We start from the raw sequence: 13,981 nt of genomic DNA, 5'->3' as shown, positions 1-13,981 counted from the left end.
TTTGTCACCTTAACTTCAGACAAAGTTTTACCCATAAGGGCATGGCTGATATGCTGCCCGCTACTTTAAATGTGATGGAAGGAAAACCCATGACCACCCCGACTTTTGACACTATCGAAGCGCAGGCAAGTTACGGTATCGGCTTGCAGGTAGGACAGCAGCTGAGCGAATCCGGCCTGGAAGGTCTGTTACCCGAAGCGCTGGTGGCGGGTATCGCTGACGCGCTGGAAGGCAAACAGCCTGCCGTGCCGGTTGACGTCGTGCACCGCGCGCTGCGTGAAATCCACGAACGTGCTGACGCCGTGCGTCGTGCGCGCTTTGAAGAGATGGCCGCCGAAGGTGTGAAATATCTGGAAGAGAACCGTGAGCGTGAAGGCGTGAACAGCACCGAATCCGGCCTGCAGTTCCGCGTGATCAATCAGGGCGACGGCGCTATCCCGGCGCGTACCGACCACGTTCGCGTACACTATACCGGTAAGCTGATCGACGGCACCGTGTTCGACAGCTCCGTAGCGCGCGGCGAACCGGCTGAATTCCCGGTCAACGGCGTTATCGCAGGCTGGATCGAAGCGCTGACCCTGATGCCGGTGGGTTCCAAATGGGAACTGACTATCCCACACAACCTGGCCTACGGCGAGCGCGGCGCTGGCGCGTCCATCCCGCCATTCAGCACCCTGGTCTTTGAAGTCGAGCTGCTGGAAATTCTGTAATCGATTTTTCTTATTTCCTCTCCCCGTTTCGGGAGAGGAAAATAGCGTTAAAACCTATAGTTACGGTGCTATCAACATTTTATCTTGCAAACGAAACTGTTGCGTGTATTTTTGTGAGCTGTTTCGCGCTGTATGAGTGATATGACACTCACTTTCAACATATTATTAACATAATATCTAAATCATAGTATTCATCCCGCCGATTCTTACCTAATATCGATTAGCCCTTACAGGGGAACGTCATCTTTTGACGTATTTAAAGGCCAGAAGAGCCTTAACAACACAGACAGGCATAAACAGGAAAATATCACATGGTAGATCAGGTCAAAGTCGTCGCCGACGAAGAGGCGTCGTCTGAACAGTCGCTACGGCGCAATCTCACAAACCGTCATATTCAGCTTATTGCGATTGGGGGTGCCATCGGTACCGGGCTGTTTATGGGGTCAGGCAAAACCATCAGTCTCGCCGGGCCGTCAATCATATTCGTTTATATGATTATCGGTTTTATGCTGTTCTTCGTGATGCGTGCAATGGGCGAACTGCTGCTCTCGAACCTCGAATACAAATCCTTCAGCGACTTCGCGTCTGACCTGCTCGGGCCGTGGGCGGGCTATTTCACCGGCTGGACCTACTGGTTCTGCTGGGTCGTGACCGGCATGGCGGACGTCGTGGCGATTACCGCCTACGCGCAGTTCTGGTTCCCGGGGCTCTCGGACTGGGTTGCCTCGCTGGCGGTCATTGTTCTGCTGCTGAGCCTTAACCTCGCCACCGTTAAAATGTTCGGCGAGATGGAGTTCTGGTTCGCGATGATCAAAATCGTGGCCATTGTCGGTCTCATCGTTGTGGGCCTGGTGATGGTACTGACGCACTTCCAGTCACCAACCGGCGTTCAGGCGTCGTTTACCCATCTGTGGAATGACGGCGGCTGGTTCCCGAAAGGCATCAGCGGCTTCTTTGCCGGCTTCCAGATTGCGGTGTTCGCGTTTGTGGGGATTGAGCTTGTCGGCACGACCGCTGCGGAAACCAAAGATCCGGAGAAGTCCCTGCCGCGCGCCATCAACTCCATTCCGGTGCGTATCATCATGTTCTACGTCTTCGCGCTGATCATCATCATGTCCGTGACGCCGTGGAGCTCGGTGGTGCCAAGCAAGAGCCCGTTCGTTGAGCTGTTCGTACTGGTAGGCCTGCCTGCCGCCGCGAGCCTGATTAACTTCGTGGTGCTGACCTCTGCTGCCTCGTCCGCCAACAGCGGCGTGTTCTCAACGAGCCGCATGCTGTTTGGTCTGGCGCAGGAAGGCGTGGCGCCTAGCGCGTTCGCCAAGCTCTCTAAGCGTGCGGTACCGGCGAAAGGATTGACCTTCTCCTGCATGTGCCTGCTGGGCGGCGTGGTGATGCTCTACGTGAACCCAAGCGTGATTGGCGCCTTCACCATGATTACCACGGTCTCTGCGATCCTGTTTATGTTCGTCTGGACCATCATCCTCTGTTCATACCTGGTGTACCGCAAGCAGCGTCCACACCTGCATGAGAAGTCGATCTACAAGATGCCGCTGGGCAAGCTGATGTGCTGGGTTTGCATGGCGTTCTTCGTCTTCGTGCTGGTTCTGCTGACGCTGGAAGATGATACCCGTCAGGCGCTGACCGTCACGCCGCTGTGGTTTATTGCGCTGGGGCTGGGCTGGATGTTTATCGGTAAGAAACGCATGGCTGGCATGCGTTAAGCATGATGCCGGGTGGCGCTGACGCTTACCCGGCCTACGTTCGAGGACGTTGCAGGCCCGGTGAGCGCTAGCGCCACCGGGCTTTTTTATTCCCCCGCTAATGCCCGCGGGAACAGAACGTTATTCTCCAGACTGATGTGCTCCATCAGATCGTCAATCATCTCGTTAATGCCGTTGTACATCGCTTTCCACGTTGTGCAGGCCTCTGGCGGCGGCGTGACGTTGTGGGTGGTGTGTTTGATTACCTCCAGCAGTTCGCCCGCGTCATCGTGCTCGCGTTCCATCACGCTAATCGGCCCCATCGCCTGGCTGCCCATTCCCTGTTTAATCATCGGGAAGAGGATCTGCTCTTCCTTCATCATGTGGCTCGAAAGCTCTTCGTGCAGCAGGGTCAGGTACTTCGCCAGACCGCGCGGTACGGAAGGTTTGTCGGCATGGACGCGCTCGACCTTGGTTGCCTGCAGGATCAGTTCCGGGAGCTGTTCACGGTGGCGGTCATGGTACCGCACGATGATATGGTCGATGATTTCCGCGAGCGCAGCGGTTCGCCAGTCTTTGTCGACAGGCTGCCCGACAAGCTGCGCCAGCTCGGCTTCAATTACCTCAACGTCCAGTTCTTTGCGTGAGGCCGCACGCGCCAGGGTTTGCTTACCGCCGCAACAGTAATCCATATCGTACTTACGGAACAGCGCAGAAGCGCGAGGAATGGAGAGCGCCAGCTCGCCAAGGGGTTGGTCGCGAAAGGCCATAGCAGTTACCTCGTCATCAAGAATATAAGGTGTATATTAAATACATCTTTATGGCGGCGCTATAACCCTTTAGAGGGAAGGGAAAAATGTGAGGCAGATCACGTAAAAATTATTCTGTTTAACGCTCTGAATGGCCTCAGGAAAGTGGTTTAGAAACTTTTTAAAGGTGGAGAAACAGTAAACAACCCGCTGCGCCTGCCGATATATCCAGGTCAGACAAACCTGCATAAAACAAAGGCAACGCATGTTTAAACGTATAAAAGTCATTACCCTTCTGATTTCGGTGCTGCTTGCGCTTGGCATCATGCAAGCGATTTCCGCCGGTATCTTTATCAACGCGCTGAATAACGATAAAAACAACTTCACCGTGTCACAGGTCTCCAGCCAGAACGTGGCGGAGTTTACCGATGCGTGGATCAGCCTGAACCAGGCGCGCGTCACCCTGAACCGCGGCATGCTGCGCCTGCAAAGCAGCATGGCCTCGCAAATTAACGGCGGTCAGCTGAACGAGCTGGTGACCACGGCGAAAAACCTGCTGGCTGAAGCCCAGGTCCATTACGATAAATACTATGCCTTACCGGACACGCCGGGGTTGGATGAGAACCTGACGAATCAGCTTGAAGAGCAGTACCGCATTTACTCTGCAACGCTGACGCAAATGAACGTTCTGCTGAGCCAGGGCAATCTGGAAGATATGTTCAAGCAGAATGCCGAACAAAAGCAAAACGCGATGCAGAAGGTTTATCGTGAATGGCGTGAAGCGCAGGCCGCGCTCACCGATAAAGGCATTCGGGATAACGAAAGTGATTACAAGCACATCCTGTGGATCCTCTCTGCGGTCATGCTGCTGGTGATTGTGGTGATTATCTCCAGCTGGGTCGCCATGCGCCGCGTGCTGCTGCTGCCGCTGGAAGAGGTGATTAACCATATTCGCGCCATTGCGGCAGGGGATTTAACCCAGCCGATTCAGGCAGAAGGTAAAAATGAAATGGCTGTCCTGGCGCGTAACGTGCAGGAGATGCAAACCTCGCTGGCGAACACCGTGGGCGTGGTGCGTGAAGGGGCAGATACCATTTACACCGGCGCAGGAGAAATCTCCGCGGGCAGCAACGATCTCTCTTCCCGTACCGAGCAGCAGGCCGCCTCTCTGGAAGAGACGGCAGCCAGCATGGAGCAGCTGACGGCCACCGTGAAGCAAAACGCCGATAACGCGCGTCAGGCTTCGCGTCTGGCGCTGGACGCCTCCTCAACGGCGAAGAAGGGCGGTAACGTGGTGGAAGGCGTGGTGCGTACAATGGACGAAATCGCCACCAGCTCCAGTAAAATCGCGCAAATTACTAACGTGATCGACGGCATTGCCTTCCAGACTAACATTCTGGCGCTGAACGCGGCGGTAGAAGCGGCGCGCGCGGGCGAGCAGGGGCGTGGCTTTGCGGTGGTGGCAGGGGAAGTGCGTACCCTCGCCCAGCGCAGCGCCCAGGCGGCGAAAGAGATCAAAGCGCTGATCGACGATTCCGGCGAACGCGTGAACGCGGGCTCGCAGCTGGTTAACGAAGCCGGGGCGACGATGGCAGAGATCGTCAATGCGGTCACGCGCGTCACCGACATCATGGGCGAAATTGCCTCGGCCTCTGACGAGCAGAGCCGCGGTATCGACCAGGTGGGCCAGGCGGTAGCCGAGATGGATCGCGTGACCCAGCAGAACGCCTCGCTGGTGGAGGAGTCTGCCGCGGCGGCGGCGGCGCTGGAAGATCAGGCTGCACGCCTGAACGACGCGGTGGCGGTGTTCAAAATTACCCGCAATCAGGCGGTTAAAGCCGCGCCGGTGAAAACCTATGTGCCAAAAGCGCAGCCCGCAGCGGCGCCGTCTGAAGGGAACTGGGAGACGTTTTAAGGGCTTGCCCGGTGGCGGCTACGCCTTACCGGGCCTACGGTTTTGTAGGCCGGGCAAGCGCAGCGCCACCCGGCAAAAATCACCTCTCCGATGCCGGAACAACCCTCGGTTTTTCCGGCTTCGCTCTCACCGCCATCGCCACCCCCACGACCAGCAGCGCGATCCCGCAGGCCGTAAAGAGCGGCGGCACGCTCTGGCGCATCAGGAAGGTATACAGCAGCCCGGCCAGGGTTTCGAAGACAATCAGCGGCCCTAAAATCACCGTCGGCAACTTCTGGCTGGCCACGTTCCAGCACAGCGCGCCCACCCATGAACACAGCACCGCAATCGCCACCATCAGGCCAATAAACACCCACGGTCTCGGCCCAAAGGGCTGGGCGAAGTCCGGCTGCTGATGGCCAAGCCAGAGGCATGCACCGAGATAGCCCACGATGGAAACGGGCAGCGTGACCAGCGCCTGCGCCGTTGCCCACATCATTGGATGCTTGTCCGGGTTCTCCCGCAGCCAGCGGGCATTACGCAGGGCATACCATGCCCAGCACGCCACGGAAATGAACGCCAGCAGAATGCCGGAACCGTAACGCCACAGGTCAACGTCCGCCTGCCCATGACGCAGTTCGTCAATATTGACGCATACCAGCCCCACGGCGGTGCAGATCAGCGCTGGGGCCATTTTTGACCACGCCAGTTTGCCATCCCGGTGGCTGTAGAGCAGATTAGCAAAGACGGGGATGATGACCGGCAGCGTGCCGATAATCATGGTAGAGACCGGCGCGCCGGTACGCTGAATGGCACTCGCGAGGCAAACGTAGTAAATAAGATTGCCCATCATGGTCAGCGCCAGCGCGGTCACCCAGTCCTGACGGCTGAGCTGACGCAGGCGCGCGCGCCCCAGCCATGCCAGAGGCAGGGCAATCAGCCCCAGCGCCAGATAACGTCCGGTCGACTGCAGTATTGCAGGATACTCGGGTACGATCAGCGGGCCGACAAAAATCAGCCCCCACATCATCCCGGCCAGCAGGGCATACAACACACCACTAATCATTTTTCCACCTACAGATATTTATGCTGTATGCAGTGTAGGAGGGGGAATTGCGCGCGTATTGTATGAGGTTGCGCATCAGCGCCGGATGACCTGCTTCTGGTAGCGCACGGGGGTAATGCCGTAGCGGCGGGTAAACGCGCGGGTTAAATGGGACTGGTCGGTCAGCCCGGTCGCGGCAGCCACTTCGGCAGCGGGCATGCCGTGGGTGAGGAACGCTTTGGCGCGCCACAGGCGAATGGCCATCAGCATCTGGTGCGGCGTCACGTGAAAATGGGCTTTGAACTGGCGCTGGAAATGGTACGGGCTGAGCGAAACGACGCGGGCCAGCTCGTCCAGCGTCAGGGCGTGCATATAGTTGTCGTGCAGATACTCACGTGCCCGCTCGAAGCGGTGCGCGCCTTCCAGAACCACCGGCGCGTGATGGGCAAACGGCCGGAAGGTCTCGATCAGATCCAGCAGTAATCCCTTTTGCGCAAGCGGATCGTCCGTGTGCCACAGGCCGTAAATGAGCCTGCCGATTTGCTGCGAGCGCAGCGGGTCATGACGGGTTACCTCGCTGAACCACCAGTCCCGGAGGCCGGTCACCTCTTCCAGCAGATCGGGTTCGATATAGACCATCCGGTAGCGCCAGCCGCCTTCGGTGGCGGATTCGCCGGTATGGATCTCGTCCGGGTTCATGGTGACGACGGATTTTTCTGCCGCAAGATGCTGGGTACCGCGATAGCGAAAGCGTTCTGCACCGGTTTCAATCGTGCCGATCCCGAAGGCTTCATGGGTATGGGGCTCAAAGGCGTAGTCAGAAATATGCGCGTGATAAAGCTCCAGGCCCGGCAGCTGCGCCAGATGGCGAAAGCGCGCGCTATCTCTCTCATCAATAAACTGTTCCGGTACGCCTTGCACGGTGAGCCTCCTTACGGGTCATCGCTTCATTATCAGAGATGACCCGCAGGGACGCCACAAAAAATAACCAATCCGTAACAATTACAGGATGGCGTTGACGCTCTCCGCCAGCGGGGTGGTCGGACGGCCAATCAGCCTGCTCAGGGTACGACTGTCGTCAAAGAGTCCTCCTTTGGACGCCCCGACGTCGGAGTTCGCCAGCATATCTGCCAGCCCGGCAGGCAAGCCGACGCTTTTCAGCGCGGCGGCAAAATCCGCTTCGCTGAGATTCTGGTAGCTCACCGGCTTCCCGCTCTGTTTGCTGAGTTCAGCCGCCAGTTCGCTCAGCGTCCAGCCGCGATCGCCCGCCAGTTCATACACCTTGCCCGCATGGCCCTCTTCAGCAATCACCTTAGCTGCCGCTGCGGCATAGTCTGCACGGGTTGCAGAGGCAATTTTGCCTTCGCCTGCCGCACCTATGAACACGCCGTGCTCAATCGCCGGTGGCGCGCTCGCCAGGTAGTTTTCGGTATACCAGCCGTTGCGCAGCAGGGCATACGGAATGCCGGACGCCGCCAGCGCTTTTTCAGTGGCTACGTGTTCAACGTGCAGACCAAGCGGTGAGGTATCCGCATGCAGCAGGCTGGTGTAGGCGATAAATTTCACGCCTGCCGCTTTGGCGGCGTTAATCACGTTCTGGTGCTGGGTTGCACGCTGGCCGACTTCGCTGGAGGAGATCAGCAGCAGCTTATCCACACCGCTCAGCGCGGCGGTGAAGGCGGCTTCATCCGTGTAGTCCGCCTGACGAACCACAAGCCCCTGCTGGCTCAGGGCCTGCGCTTTCGCCGGGTTACGAACGATGGCCACAATCTGGCTGGCCGGAACGGTTTTTAACAGCTGTTCAATAACAAGATGGCCAAGCTGGCCGGTAGCGCCGGTAATCGCGATCATGATGAATCTCCTTCGTGTTTGTCTGGTGTTGTGGCACACTAGCACCATAGCTAACTTTTAGTAAGTACGTACAAAAAGGTAAGTATGAAAACAACGATACCGACGCTCAGCGAGCAAATGCGCGATGGCAATCTTTTTGCGGAGCAGTGCCCTTCACGCGAGGTGCTCAAGCACGTTACCAGCCGCTGGGGCGTCCTGATTCTGCTGGCCCTGCGTCAGGGAACGCATCGCTTTAGCGATCTGCGCCGTAAAATGGGCGGGGTGAGCGAAAAGATGCTTTCCCAGTCGCTTCAGGCGCTGGAGCAGGACGGGTTTGTCGATCGCGTGTCGTACCCGGTGGTGCCGCCGCACGTAGAGTATAGCCTGACGCCGATGGACATGGAGGTCAGCGAGAAGGTCGCCGCGCTGGCGGACTGGATTGAGGTGAATACGCCAAAAGTGATGGCGAATCGGGACGATCGCGCGGCGTAAAAGCCGGGTGGCGGCTTCGCCTTACCCGGCCTACCAAACGCGTAGGTCGGGTAAGCGAAGCGCCACCCGACATAATCACCGCTACCTGCTCAGGTCTACCTGATAAATCGCGAAGCCAATATCATCCGTCGCGACCTGCTTCATCGGATACTGCGCCTTCTCCTTGATAAACGCCGCGGCCTTATCGGACGGTGACGTTTCGAAACGGATATCCAGCGGCGTATCGCTGTGGATCGGCGCCAGACGCCAGTTGTTGTCCACTGCCGGACGTATTTCGCCCGCCTTCTTCGACTCCGCGCTGATCCACGCCGCCAGCACCGAGCGGTTCTCGTCCGGCGAGGCAAAGGCGATGTGGCCATCACCCGTGCCGGCAAACTTACCGCCGTAGGCGCGATAGTTGTTGGTCGCCACCAGGAAGGTCGCATTCGGATCGATCGCCTTGCCGTTGAAGGTCAGGTTCTTGATGCGCTCCGCCTGCGGGTTGATCGTCTGACACTCGCCGTCATATTTCGCCGGCTGGGTGACGTCAATCTGGTAGTTGACGCCGTCGATCACGTCGAAGTTATAGGTGCGGAAGCCGTCCCAGTTAATCAGCGGCTGCGGCTTGCTGCTGTGCGGGTCAATCTGGTTAAACTGCCCGGCAGAGCACTCCAGCCACTCCTTCACCTCTTTACCCGTCGCTTTTACCACTACCAGCGTGTTCGGGTAGAGGTAGAGATCGGCGGCATTACGGAAGGTAAGCTGACCCTTTTCGACTTCGACATAGCTAGCCGGATCGTTCTTACGCCCGCCTACCTTGAATGGCGCTGCGGCGGAGAGCACCGGCAGCTTGGCCAGATCCGGATCGCCCTGCACAAAGTGCTCGGCATAGGCCTTCTGCGCCATGTTGACCACCTGAACGGTCGGGTCGTCCTGCACCAGCGCCAGGAAGCTATACATATTATCGGCAGATTTGCCGATCGGCTTGCTGACGAATTCGCGGGTGGCGTCGTGATCGTGCTTCAGCACGTCGACCAGCTTTTTATCTTCCGCCGCCAGCGATGTTTTCGCCGCAGCGTCGTAAATCGGTCGCGCTTCGGCTTTTGACTGGGTGACCTTCCAGTTGCCGCCGTCGTTATTGAGTACCAGATCCACCACCCCAAGGTGGTCGCCCCACATGCCCGGCATGACCGACGGTATGCCGTTGAGCGTCCCTTTCTCAATGTCCGCCCCTTTAATGCTGGCAAAATCTTTGCCCGGGAAGACCGCGTGGGCGTGGCCGAAGAGGATCGCGTCAACGCCGGGAACGTCACTCAGATAGTAAACGGAGTTTTCTGCCATGGCCTGGTACGGATCGGCGGAGAGCCCCGAGTGGGCGACAACGACCACCAGATCGGCGCCTTTTTCGCGCATTTCCGGCACGTACTTGCGCGCGGTTTCGGTGATGTCGTTAACGGTCACCTTACCGTCGAGGTTGGCCTTATCCCACGTCATGATCTGCGGCGGGACAAAACCGATATAGCCGATTTTCAGCGTCTGCTTTTTACCGTCCCGATCGACGACCTCGGTCTCTTTAATCAGATAAGGGGTAAAGAGCGGCTTTTGGGTCTTAACGTCGATGATATTGGCGTTAACATACGGGAATTTTGCACCGGCCAGGGCGTCATGCAGATATTTCAGGCCGTAGTTGAATTCGTGGTTGCCGAGGTTGCCGACGGTATAGTCCAGGGTGTTCATCGCTTTATACACCGGATGGATCTCGCCTTTTTTCAGGCCCCGGGTTGCCATGTAATCCCCAAGCGGACTGCCCTGAATGAGATCGCCATTGTCGACCAGCACGCTGTTTTTTGCTTCGCCACGCGCCGCGTTGATCAAACTTGCCGTACGTACCAGTCCGAATTTTTCCGTTGGGGTATCTTTGTAGTAATCGAAGTCCATCATGTTGCTGTGCAGATCGGTCGTTTCCAGAATACGCAGATCTACCGTCGCCGCCTGCACGCTCGCTGCAATCAGCGTCGCCAGAAGCGTTGCACTAAACTTAATCATCAGAGGAGTCCTTTTTCGATGAAGACCACAAAAGAGTATGTATCTATAGCGTGTTGCTTACAGAAACGTGAATCCTGACAGAAAAAAGGAACCTGAAACCGGAATTGCTTCACAGATAGCGGAATTGTTCACATTACGATATAACTAAAACAAAGAGTTAACCTCACTGCGTTAACAAAGAGGTGGAAAATGCTAGATAAAATTTGTCAGCTCGCACGGGATGCGGGGGATGCCATCATGCAGGTCTATGACGGTATAAAGCCTATGGAGGTTGTCAGCAAAGCGGACGACTCTCCGGTCACGGCGGCGGATATTGCGGCGCATAAGGTGATTCTGAAAGGGCTTCAGGACTTAACGCCGGACATCCCTGTTCTGTCAGAAGAAGCGCCGCAAAGTTGGGACGAGCGCCAGCACTGGCAGCGCTACTGGCTGGTCGATCCGCTGGACGGCACAAAAGAGTTCATCAAGCGCAACGGTGAATTTACCGTTAATATCGCCCTGATTGAGAAGGGCAAAGCGGTGCTGGGCGTGGTTTACGCCCCGGTCATGAAGGTGATGTATAGCGCCGCAGAAGGGAAGGCGTGGAAGGAAGAGTGCGGCGTGCGCAAGCAGATCCAGGTGCGTGATGCCCGTCCGCCGCTGGTGGTGATTAGCCGCTCGCACAGCGACAGCGAGCTACAGGAGTACCTGCAACAGCTGGGCGAACACCAGACTACCTCGATTGGCTCATCGCTGAAATTCTGCCTGGTGGCGGAAGGCCATGCGCAGCTTTACCCTCGCTTTGGGCCAACCAACGTCTGGGATACCGCGGCAGGTCATGCCGTTGCCGCGGCCGCCGGGGCGCATGTTCATGACTGGCAGGGCAAGCCGCTCGACTATACCCCGCGCGAATCCTTCCTCAACCCCGGCTTCCGCGTCTCCATTTACTGAGCCAGCAGCTTATGCAGCAGGTCGACAACCTGCTGCACCTCTTCCTGAGTTAACGCGCCGTCTTTTGCCCACTGTACGCGACCGTCCTTATCCAGCACGATAATCGCGGAGCTCTCTTCCTCCAGCTGCCAGGCCTTACGGGTCACGCCGTTACTGTCGACGATAAACTGCGACCACGGGTAGAGCTTTTTATTGCTCTCAAGGCTTGAGCGCACGAACATTCCGGAGCCCGGAATGGCGTCATCGGTATTAACGATCGTGGTGGTCTGATAGCGGTCGTGAGGGAGTTTTGCGGCCTTGATCGCTTCCACCAGGCTGGCATTTTTCTCTTTTGCAGATGTACGACCGGCAATATGTTGTACAACTCTCACTTTGCCCGCAAGCTGCGCGCTATTCCAGGGTTTATAGCTAAACTTATCATTGTCGAGAATCAATTCTCCCCGGTCCGCAATGCCGACTGGCGGTACACGTTGTCCTTTTTCAATGTTGTGAGCGGAAGCCCACAGGGGCAGCAGCAGGCAGGCTGCTGCAAGGATATTACGTAGGGTCATGGCGTTTCCTTATTGTTTGCAGGTGATCCGACCACTTGGTCTTGCGCTTTTAATCATAAGTGCGATCAATGTGGTTTTCCCGCAATCCCGATGCCAGTTTGCGGGCGAACGCACATATCCATGAAAAAACGACGGCTTATACTGCGCCCAGTCACGCTTTGCAAAGATTATTCTGAATAATTGTAATCAAACGGTAAATAAACTTATGCACACTGGGTAACACCGTAGTTCTGGTCTATAGTCATTGGGCATCAAAATTTGCGCTCAGAACAGTCGGGCCGATTGTGGCACCGCAAGAGCGTATGATTCGCAGGAGATACAAGAATGAAAATTTTCCAACGCTACAACCCGCTTCAGGTGGCGAAGTACGTGAAGATCCTGTTCCGTGGACGGTTGTACATCAAGGATGTTGGCGCTTTTGAGTTTGATAAGGGCAAAATCCTTGTCCCAAAAGTGAAGGACAAACAGCACCTGTCTGTGATGTCCGAAGTCAACCGTCAGGTTATGCGTCTGCAAACTGAGATGGCTTAACCAACGTGCTATGCAGTAGTAGTAGATAAAAAGACGGCTCCCGATGGGAGCCGTTGATGTTTGTGGGGGCAGAAACCTTACGCTGAGACCTTCTCTTCCGCATCCGGCAGCTTAGGTACCAGCACGGTCGGTTTATTGTCGATGCGCGTCACCAGCAGCTGGTCGATGCGGTAGTTATCAATATCCACCACCTCAAACTTATAGCCGGAGAACTTCACCGAGTCGGTACGTTTCGGGATCTTACGCAGCATAAACATCATGAAGCCGCCGATGGTCTCGTAGTTCCCCGACTGCGGGAACTCGTCGATATCCAGCACGCGCATCACGTCTTCAATCGGCGTGCCGCCGTCAATCAGCCATGAGTTATCGTCACGCTGAACAATCTGCTCTTCCAGCCCCTGGCCCACCAGGTCGCCCATCAGCGTGGTCATCACGTCGTTGAGGGTGATAATACCGACCACCAGCGCGTATTCGTTCATGATCACCGCGAAGTCTTCCCCGGCGGTTTTGAAACTTTCCAGCGCTTCGGAGAGCGTCAGGGTGTCCGGCACTATCAGGGTATTGCGGATCTGCACGCCGCTGTTCAGCGCCAGGCTCTGGTTTGCCAGCACGCGGTTCAGCAGGTCTTTTGAGTCGACGTAACCGATGATGTGGTCGATATCTTCATTACAGACCAGGAACTTAGAGTGCGGATGCTGCGCCACTTTGTTCTTCAGGCTCTGCTCATCTTCATGTAAATCGAACCAGATAATGCTTTCACGGCCCGTCATGGAAGACGGCACGGTACGGGATTCCAGTTCGAATACGTTCTCAATCAGCTCGTGTTCCTGCTTACGCAGCACCCCGGCCAGCGCACCGGCTTCCACCACCGCATAGATGTCGTCAGAGGTGATGTCGTCTTTACGCACCATAGGCAATTTAAAGATGCGGAAAATGACGTTTGCCAGACCGTTGAAGAACCACACCAGCGGACGGAATACGTACAGACAGAAGCGCATCGGGTTGATGATACGCAAAGCCACAGCTTCTGGCGCAATCATACCGATGCGTTTCGGGGTCAGGTCTGCAAAGAGGATAAACAGGCCAGTCACCAGCGAGAAGGAGAGGATAAAGCTCAGCTGTTCGGCCAGTTCAACGGACATGTACTTCACAAACAGGCTATAAAACGCCGGGGAAAACGCCGCATCACCCACGATACCGCCAAGAATGGCGACCGCGTTGAGGCCAATCTGCACTACGGTAAAGAACATGCCCGGGTTTTCCTGCATTTTCAGGATGCGGGTGGCATTGATGTTGCCCTCGTCGGCAAGCAGCTTCAGTTTGATTTTACGGGACGCGGCCAGCGAGATCTCAGATATCGAGAAAAATGCACTGACGGCAATCAGACAAAGTATTACTAAAATACTGTTTAACATAGTTTATCCGGCTTCTCGCCAGATCCTCAGAAGGGGAATTGATACCATTTGTGTGGAAACACATTGAACGTCAGCTCGTAGCGTTGAGCCGATTATTTCAGCGGGTAGT

The 13,981-nt window shown here is 56.4% G+C and carries 13 protein-coding genes; 6 read left to right on the top strand and 7 right to left on the bottom strand.

Going from position 1 to position 13,981, the window contains the following annotated elements; genetic code table 11:
* Nucleotides 1-89: 89 nt before the first annotated feature.
* Both fklB and cycA read left to right on the top strand, forming a co-directional pair.
* Entirely contained in the window at nt 90-710 is a 621-nt protein-coding gene (fklB, locus tag ACJBF3_RS15305) for an FKBP-type peptidyl-prolyl cis-trans isomerase (protein ID WP_008502892.1), read from the top strand.
* A gap of 311 nt (nt 711-1,021) precedes the next feature.
* Entirely contained in the window at nt 1,022-2,431 is a 1,410-nt protein-coding gene (gene cycA, locus ACJBF3_RS15300) for a D-serine/D-alanine/glycine transporter (protein WP_045329857.1), read from the top strand.
* Nucleotides 2,432-2,517: 86 nt separating this feature from the next.
* Here cycA and ytfE read toward each other — a convergent pair whose 3' ends face one another.
* On the bottom strand, nt 2,518-3,180 hold the full coding sequence (gene ytfE / locus ACJBF3_RS15295; RefSeq protein ID WP_045329854.1) for an iron-sulfur cluster repair protein YtfE: 663 nt from the start codon (nt 3,178-3,180) through the stop codon (nt 2,518-2,520).
* Nucleotides 3,181-3,424: 244 nt separating this feature from the next.
* On the opposite strand from ytfE, the gene ACJBF3_RS15290 reads away from it, so the two are divergent.
* On the top strand, nt 3,425-5,074 hold the full coding sequence (locus ACJBF3_RS15290; protein WP_045329853.1) for a methyl-accepting chemotaxis protein: 1,650 nt from the start codon (nt 3,425-3,427) through the stop codon (nt 5,072-5,074).
* A gap of 79 nt (nt 5,075-5,153) precedes the next feature.
* Here ACJBF3_RS15290 and ACJBF3_RS15285 read toward each other — a convergent pair whose 3' ends face one another.
* The 3 genes from ACJBF3_RS15285 to ACJBF3_RS15275 all read right to left on the bottom strand — a co-directional run bounded on the left by ACJBF3_RS15285 (nt 5,154) and on the right by ACJBF3_RS15275 (nt 7,949).
* Nucleotides 5,154-6,119 (bottom strand): DMT family transporter, encoded by a 966-nt coding sequence (locus tag ACJBF3_RS15285; RefSeq protein WP_045329850.1) that lies wholly within the window; start codon nt 6,117-6,119, stop codon nt 5,154-5,156.
* Nucleotides 6,120-6,194: 75 nt separating this feature from the next.
* The gene (locus ACJBF3_RS15280) at nt 6,195-7,019 is read right to left on the bottom strand and encodes an AraC family transcriptional regulator (protein WP_045329848.1); all 825 of its coding nucleotides are present in this window, start codon (nt 7,017-7,019) and stop codon (nt 6,195-6,197) included.
* A gap of 81 nt (nt 7,020-7,100) precedes the next feature.
* Entirely contained in the window at nt 7,101-7,949 is an 849-nt protein-coding gene (locus tag ACJBF3_RS15275) for an SDR family oxidoreductase (protein WP_045329846.1), read from the bottom strand.
* A gap of 84 nt (nt 7,950-8,033) precedes the next feature.
* Here ACJBF3_RS15275 and ACJBF3_RS15270 point away from each other — a divergent pair, with 84 nt between their 5' ends.
* Nucleotides 8,034-8,420, top strand: coding sequence for a helix-turn-helix domain-containing protein (locus ACJBF3_RS15270; RefSeq protein ID WP_045329845.1), 387 nt, complete (start codon nt 8,034-8,036; stop codon nt 8,418-8,420).
* Between the two features lie 81 nt (nt 8,421-8,501).
* On the opposite strand, the gene ACJBF3_RS15265 is transcribed toward ACJBF3_RS15270, so the two are convergent.
* Complete coding sequence (locus ACJBF3_RS15265) at nt 8,502-10,445, bottom strand: bifunctional 2',3'-cyclic-nucleotide 2'-phosphodiesterase/3'-nucleotidase (protein WP_045329842.1); 1,944 nt, start codon at nt 10,443-10,445, stop codon at nt 8,502-8,504.
* A gap of 189 nt (nt 10,446-10,634) precedes the next feature.
* Between ACJBF3_RS15265 and cysQ the strand changes: the two genes are divergently transcribed.
* On the top strand, nt 10,635-11,375 hold the full coding sequence (gene cysQ / locus ACJBF3_RS15260; protein ID WP_045329840.1) for a 3'(2'),5'-bisphosphate nucleotidase CysQ: 741 nt from the start codon (nt 10,635-10,637) through the stop codon (nt 11,373-11,375).
* Here cysQ and ACJBF3_RS15255 read toward each other — a convergent pair.
* Complete coding sequence (locus tag ACJBF3_RS15255; protein WP_045329839.1) at nt 11,369-11,926, bottom strand: YtfJ family protein; 558 nt, start codon at nt 11,924-11,926, stop codon at nt 11,369-11,371. The two genes, cysQ and ACJBF3_RS15255, sit on opposite strands and share 7 nt — an antisense overlap.
* Before the next feature lie 324 nt (nt 11,927-12,250).
* On the opposite strand from ACJBF3_RS15255, the gene ACJBF3_RS15250 reads away from it, so the two are divergent.
* The gene (locus ACJBF3_RS15250) at nt 12,251-12,457 is read left to right on the top strand and encodes a DUF1107 domain-containing protein (protein WP_008501430.1); all 207 of its coding nucleotides are present in this window, start codon (nt 12,251-12,253) and stop codon (nt 12,455-12,457) included.
* Between the two features lie 77 nt (nt 12,458-12,534).
* Here ACJBF3_RS15250 and ACJBF3_RS15245 read toward each other — a convergent pair whose 3' ends face one another.
* Nucleotides 12,535-13,872: a hemolysin family protein gene (locus ACJBF3_RS15245; RefSeq protein WP_023310162.1), complete on the bottom strand. Its 1,338-nt coding sequence runs from the start codon at nt 13,870-13,872 to the stop codon at nt 12,535-12,537.
* Nucleotides 13,873-13,981 lie beyond the last annotated feature (109 nt).

The organism is Enterobacter sp. PP-008-ECC_S150 (genome assembly GCF_045257065.1).
Lineage (GTDB): Bacteria > Pseudomonadota > Gammaproteobacteria > Enterobacterales > Enterobacteriaceae > Enterobacter > Enterobacter chengduensis.
This window is presented reverse-complemented; position numbering and strand designations above follow the sequence as displayed.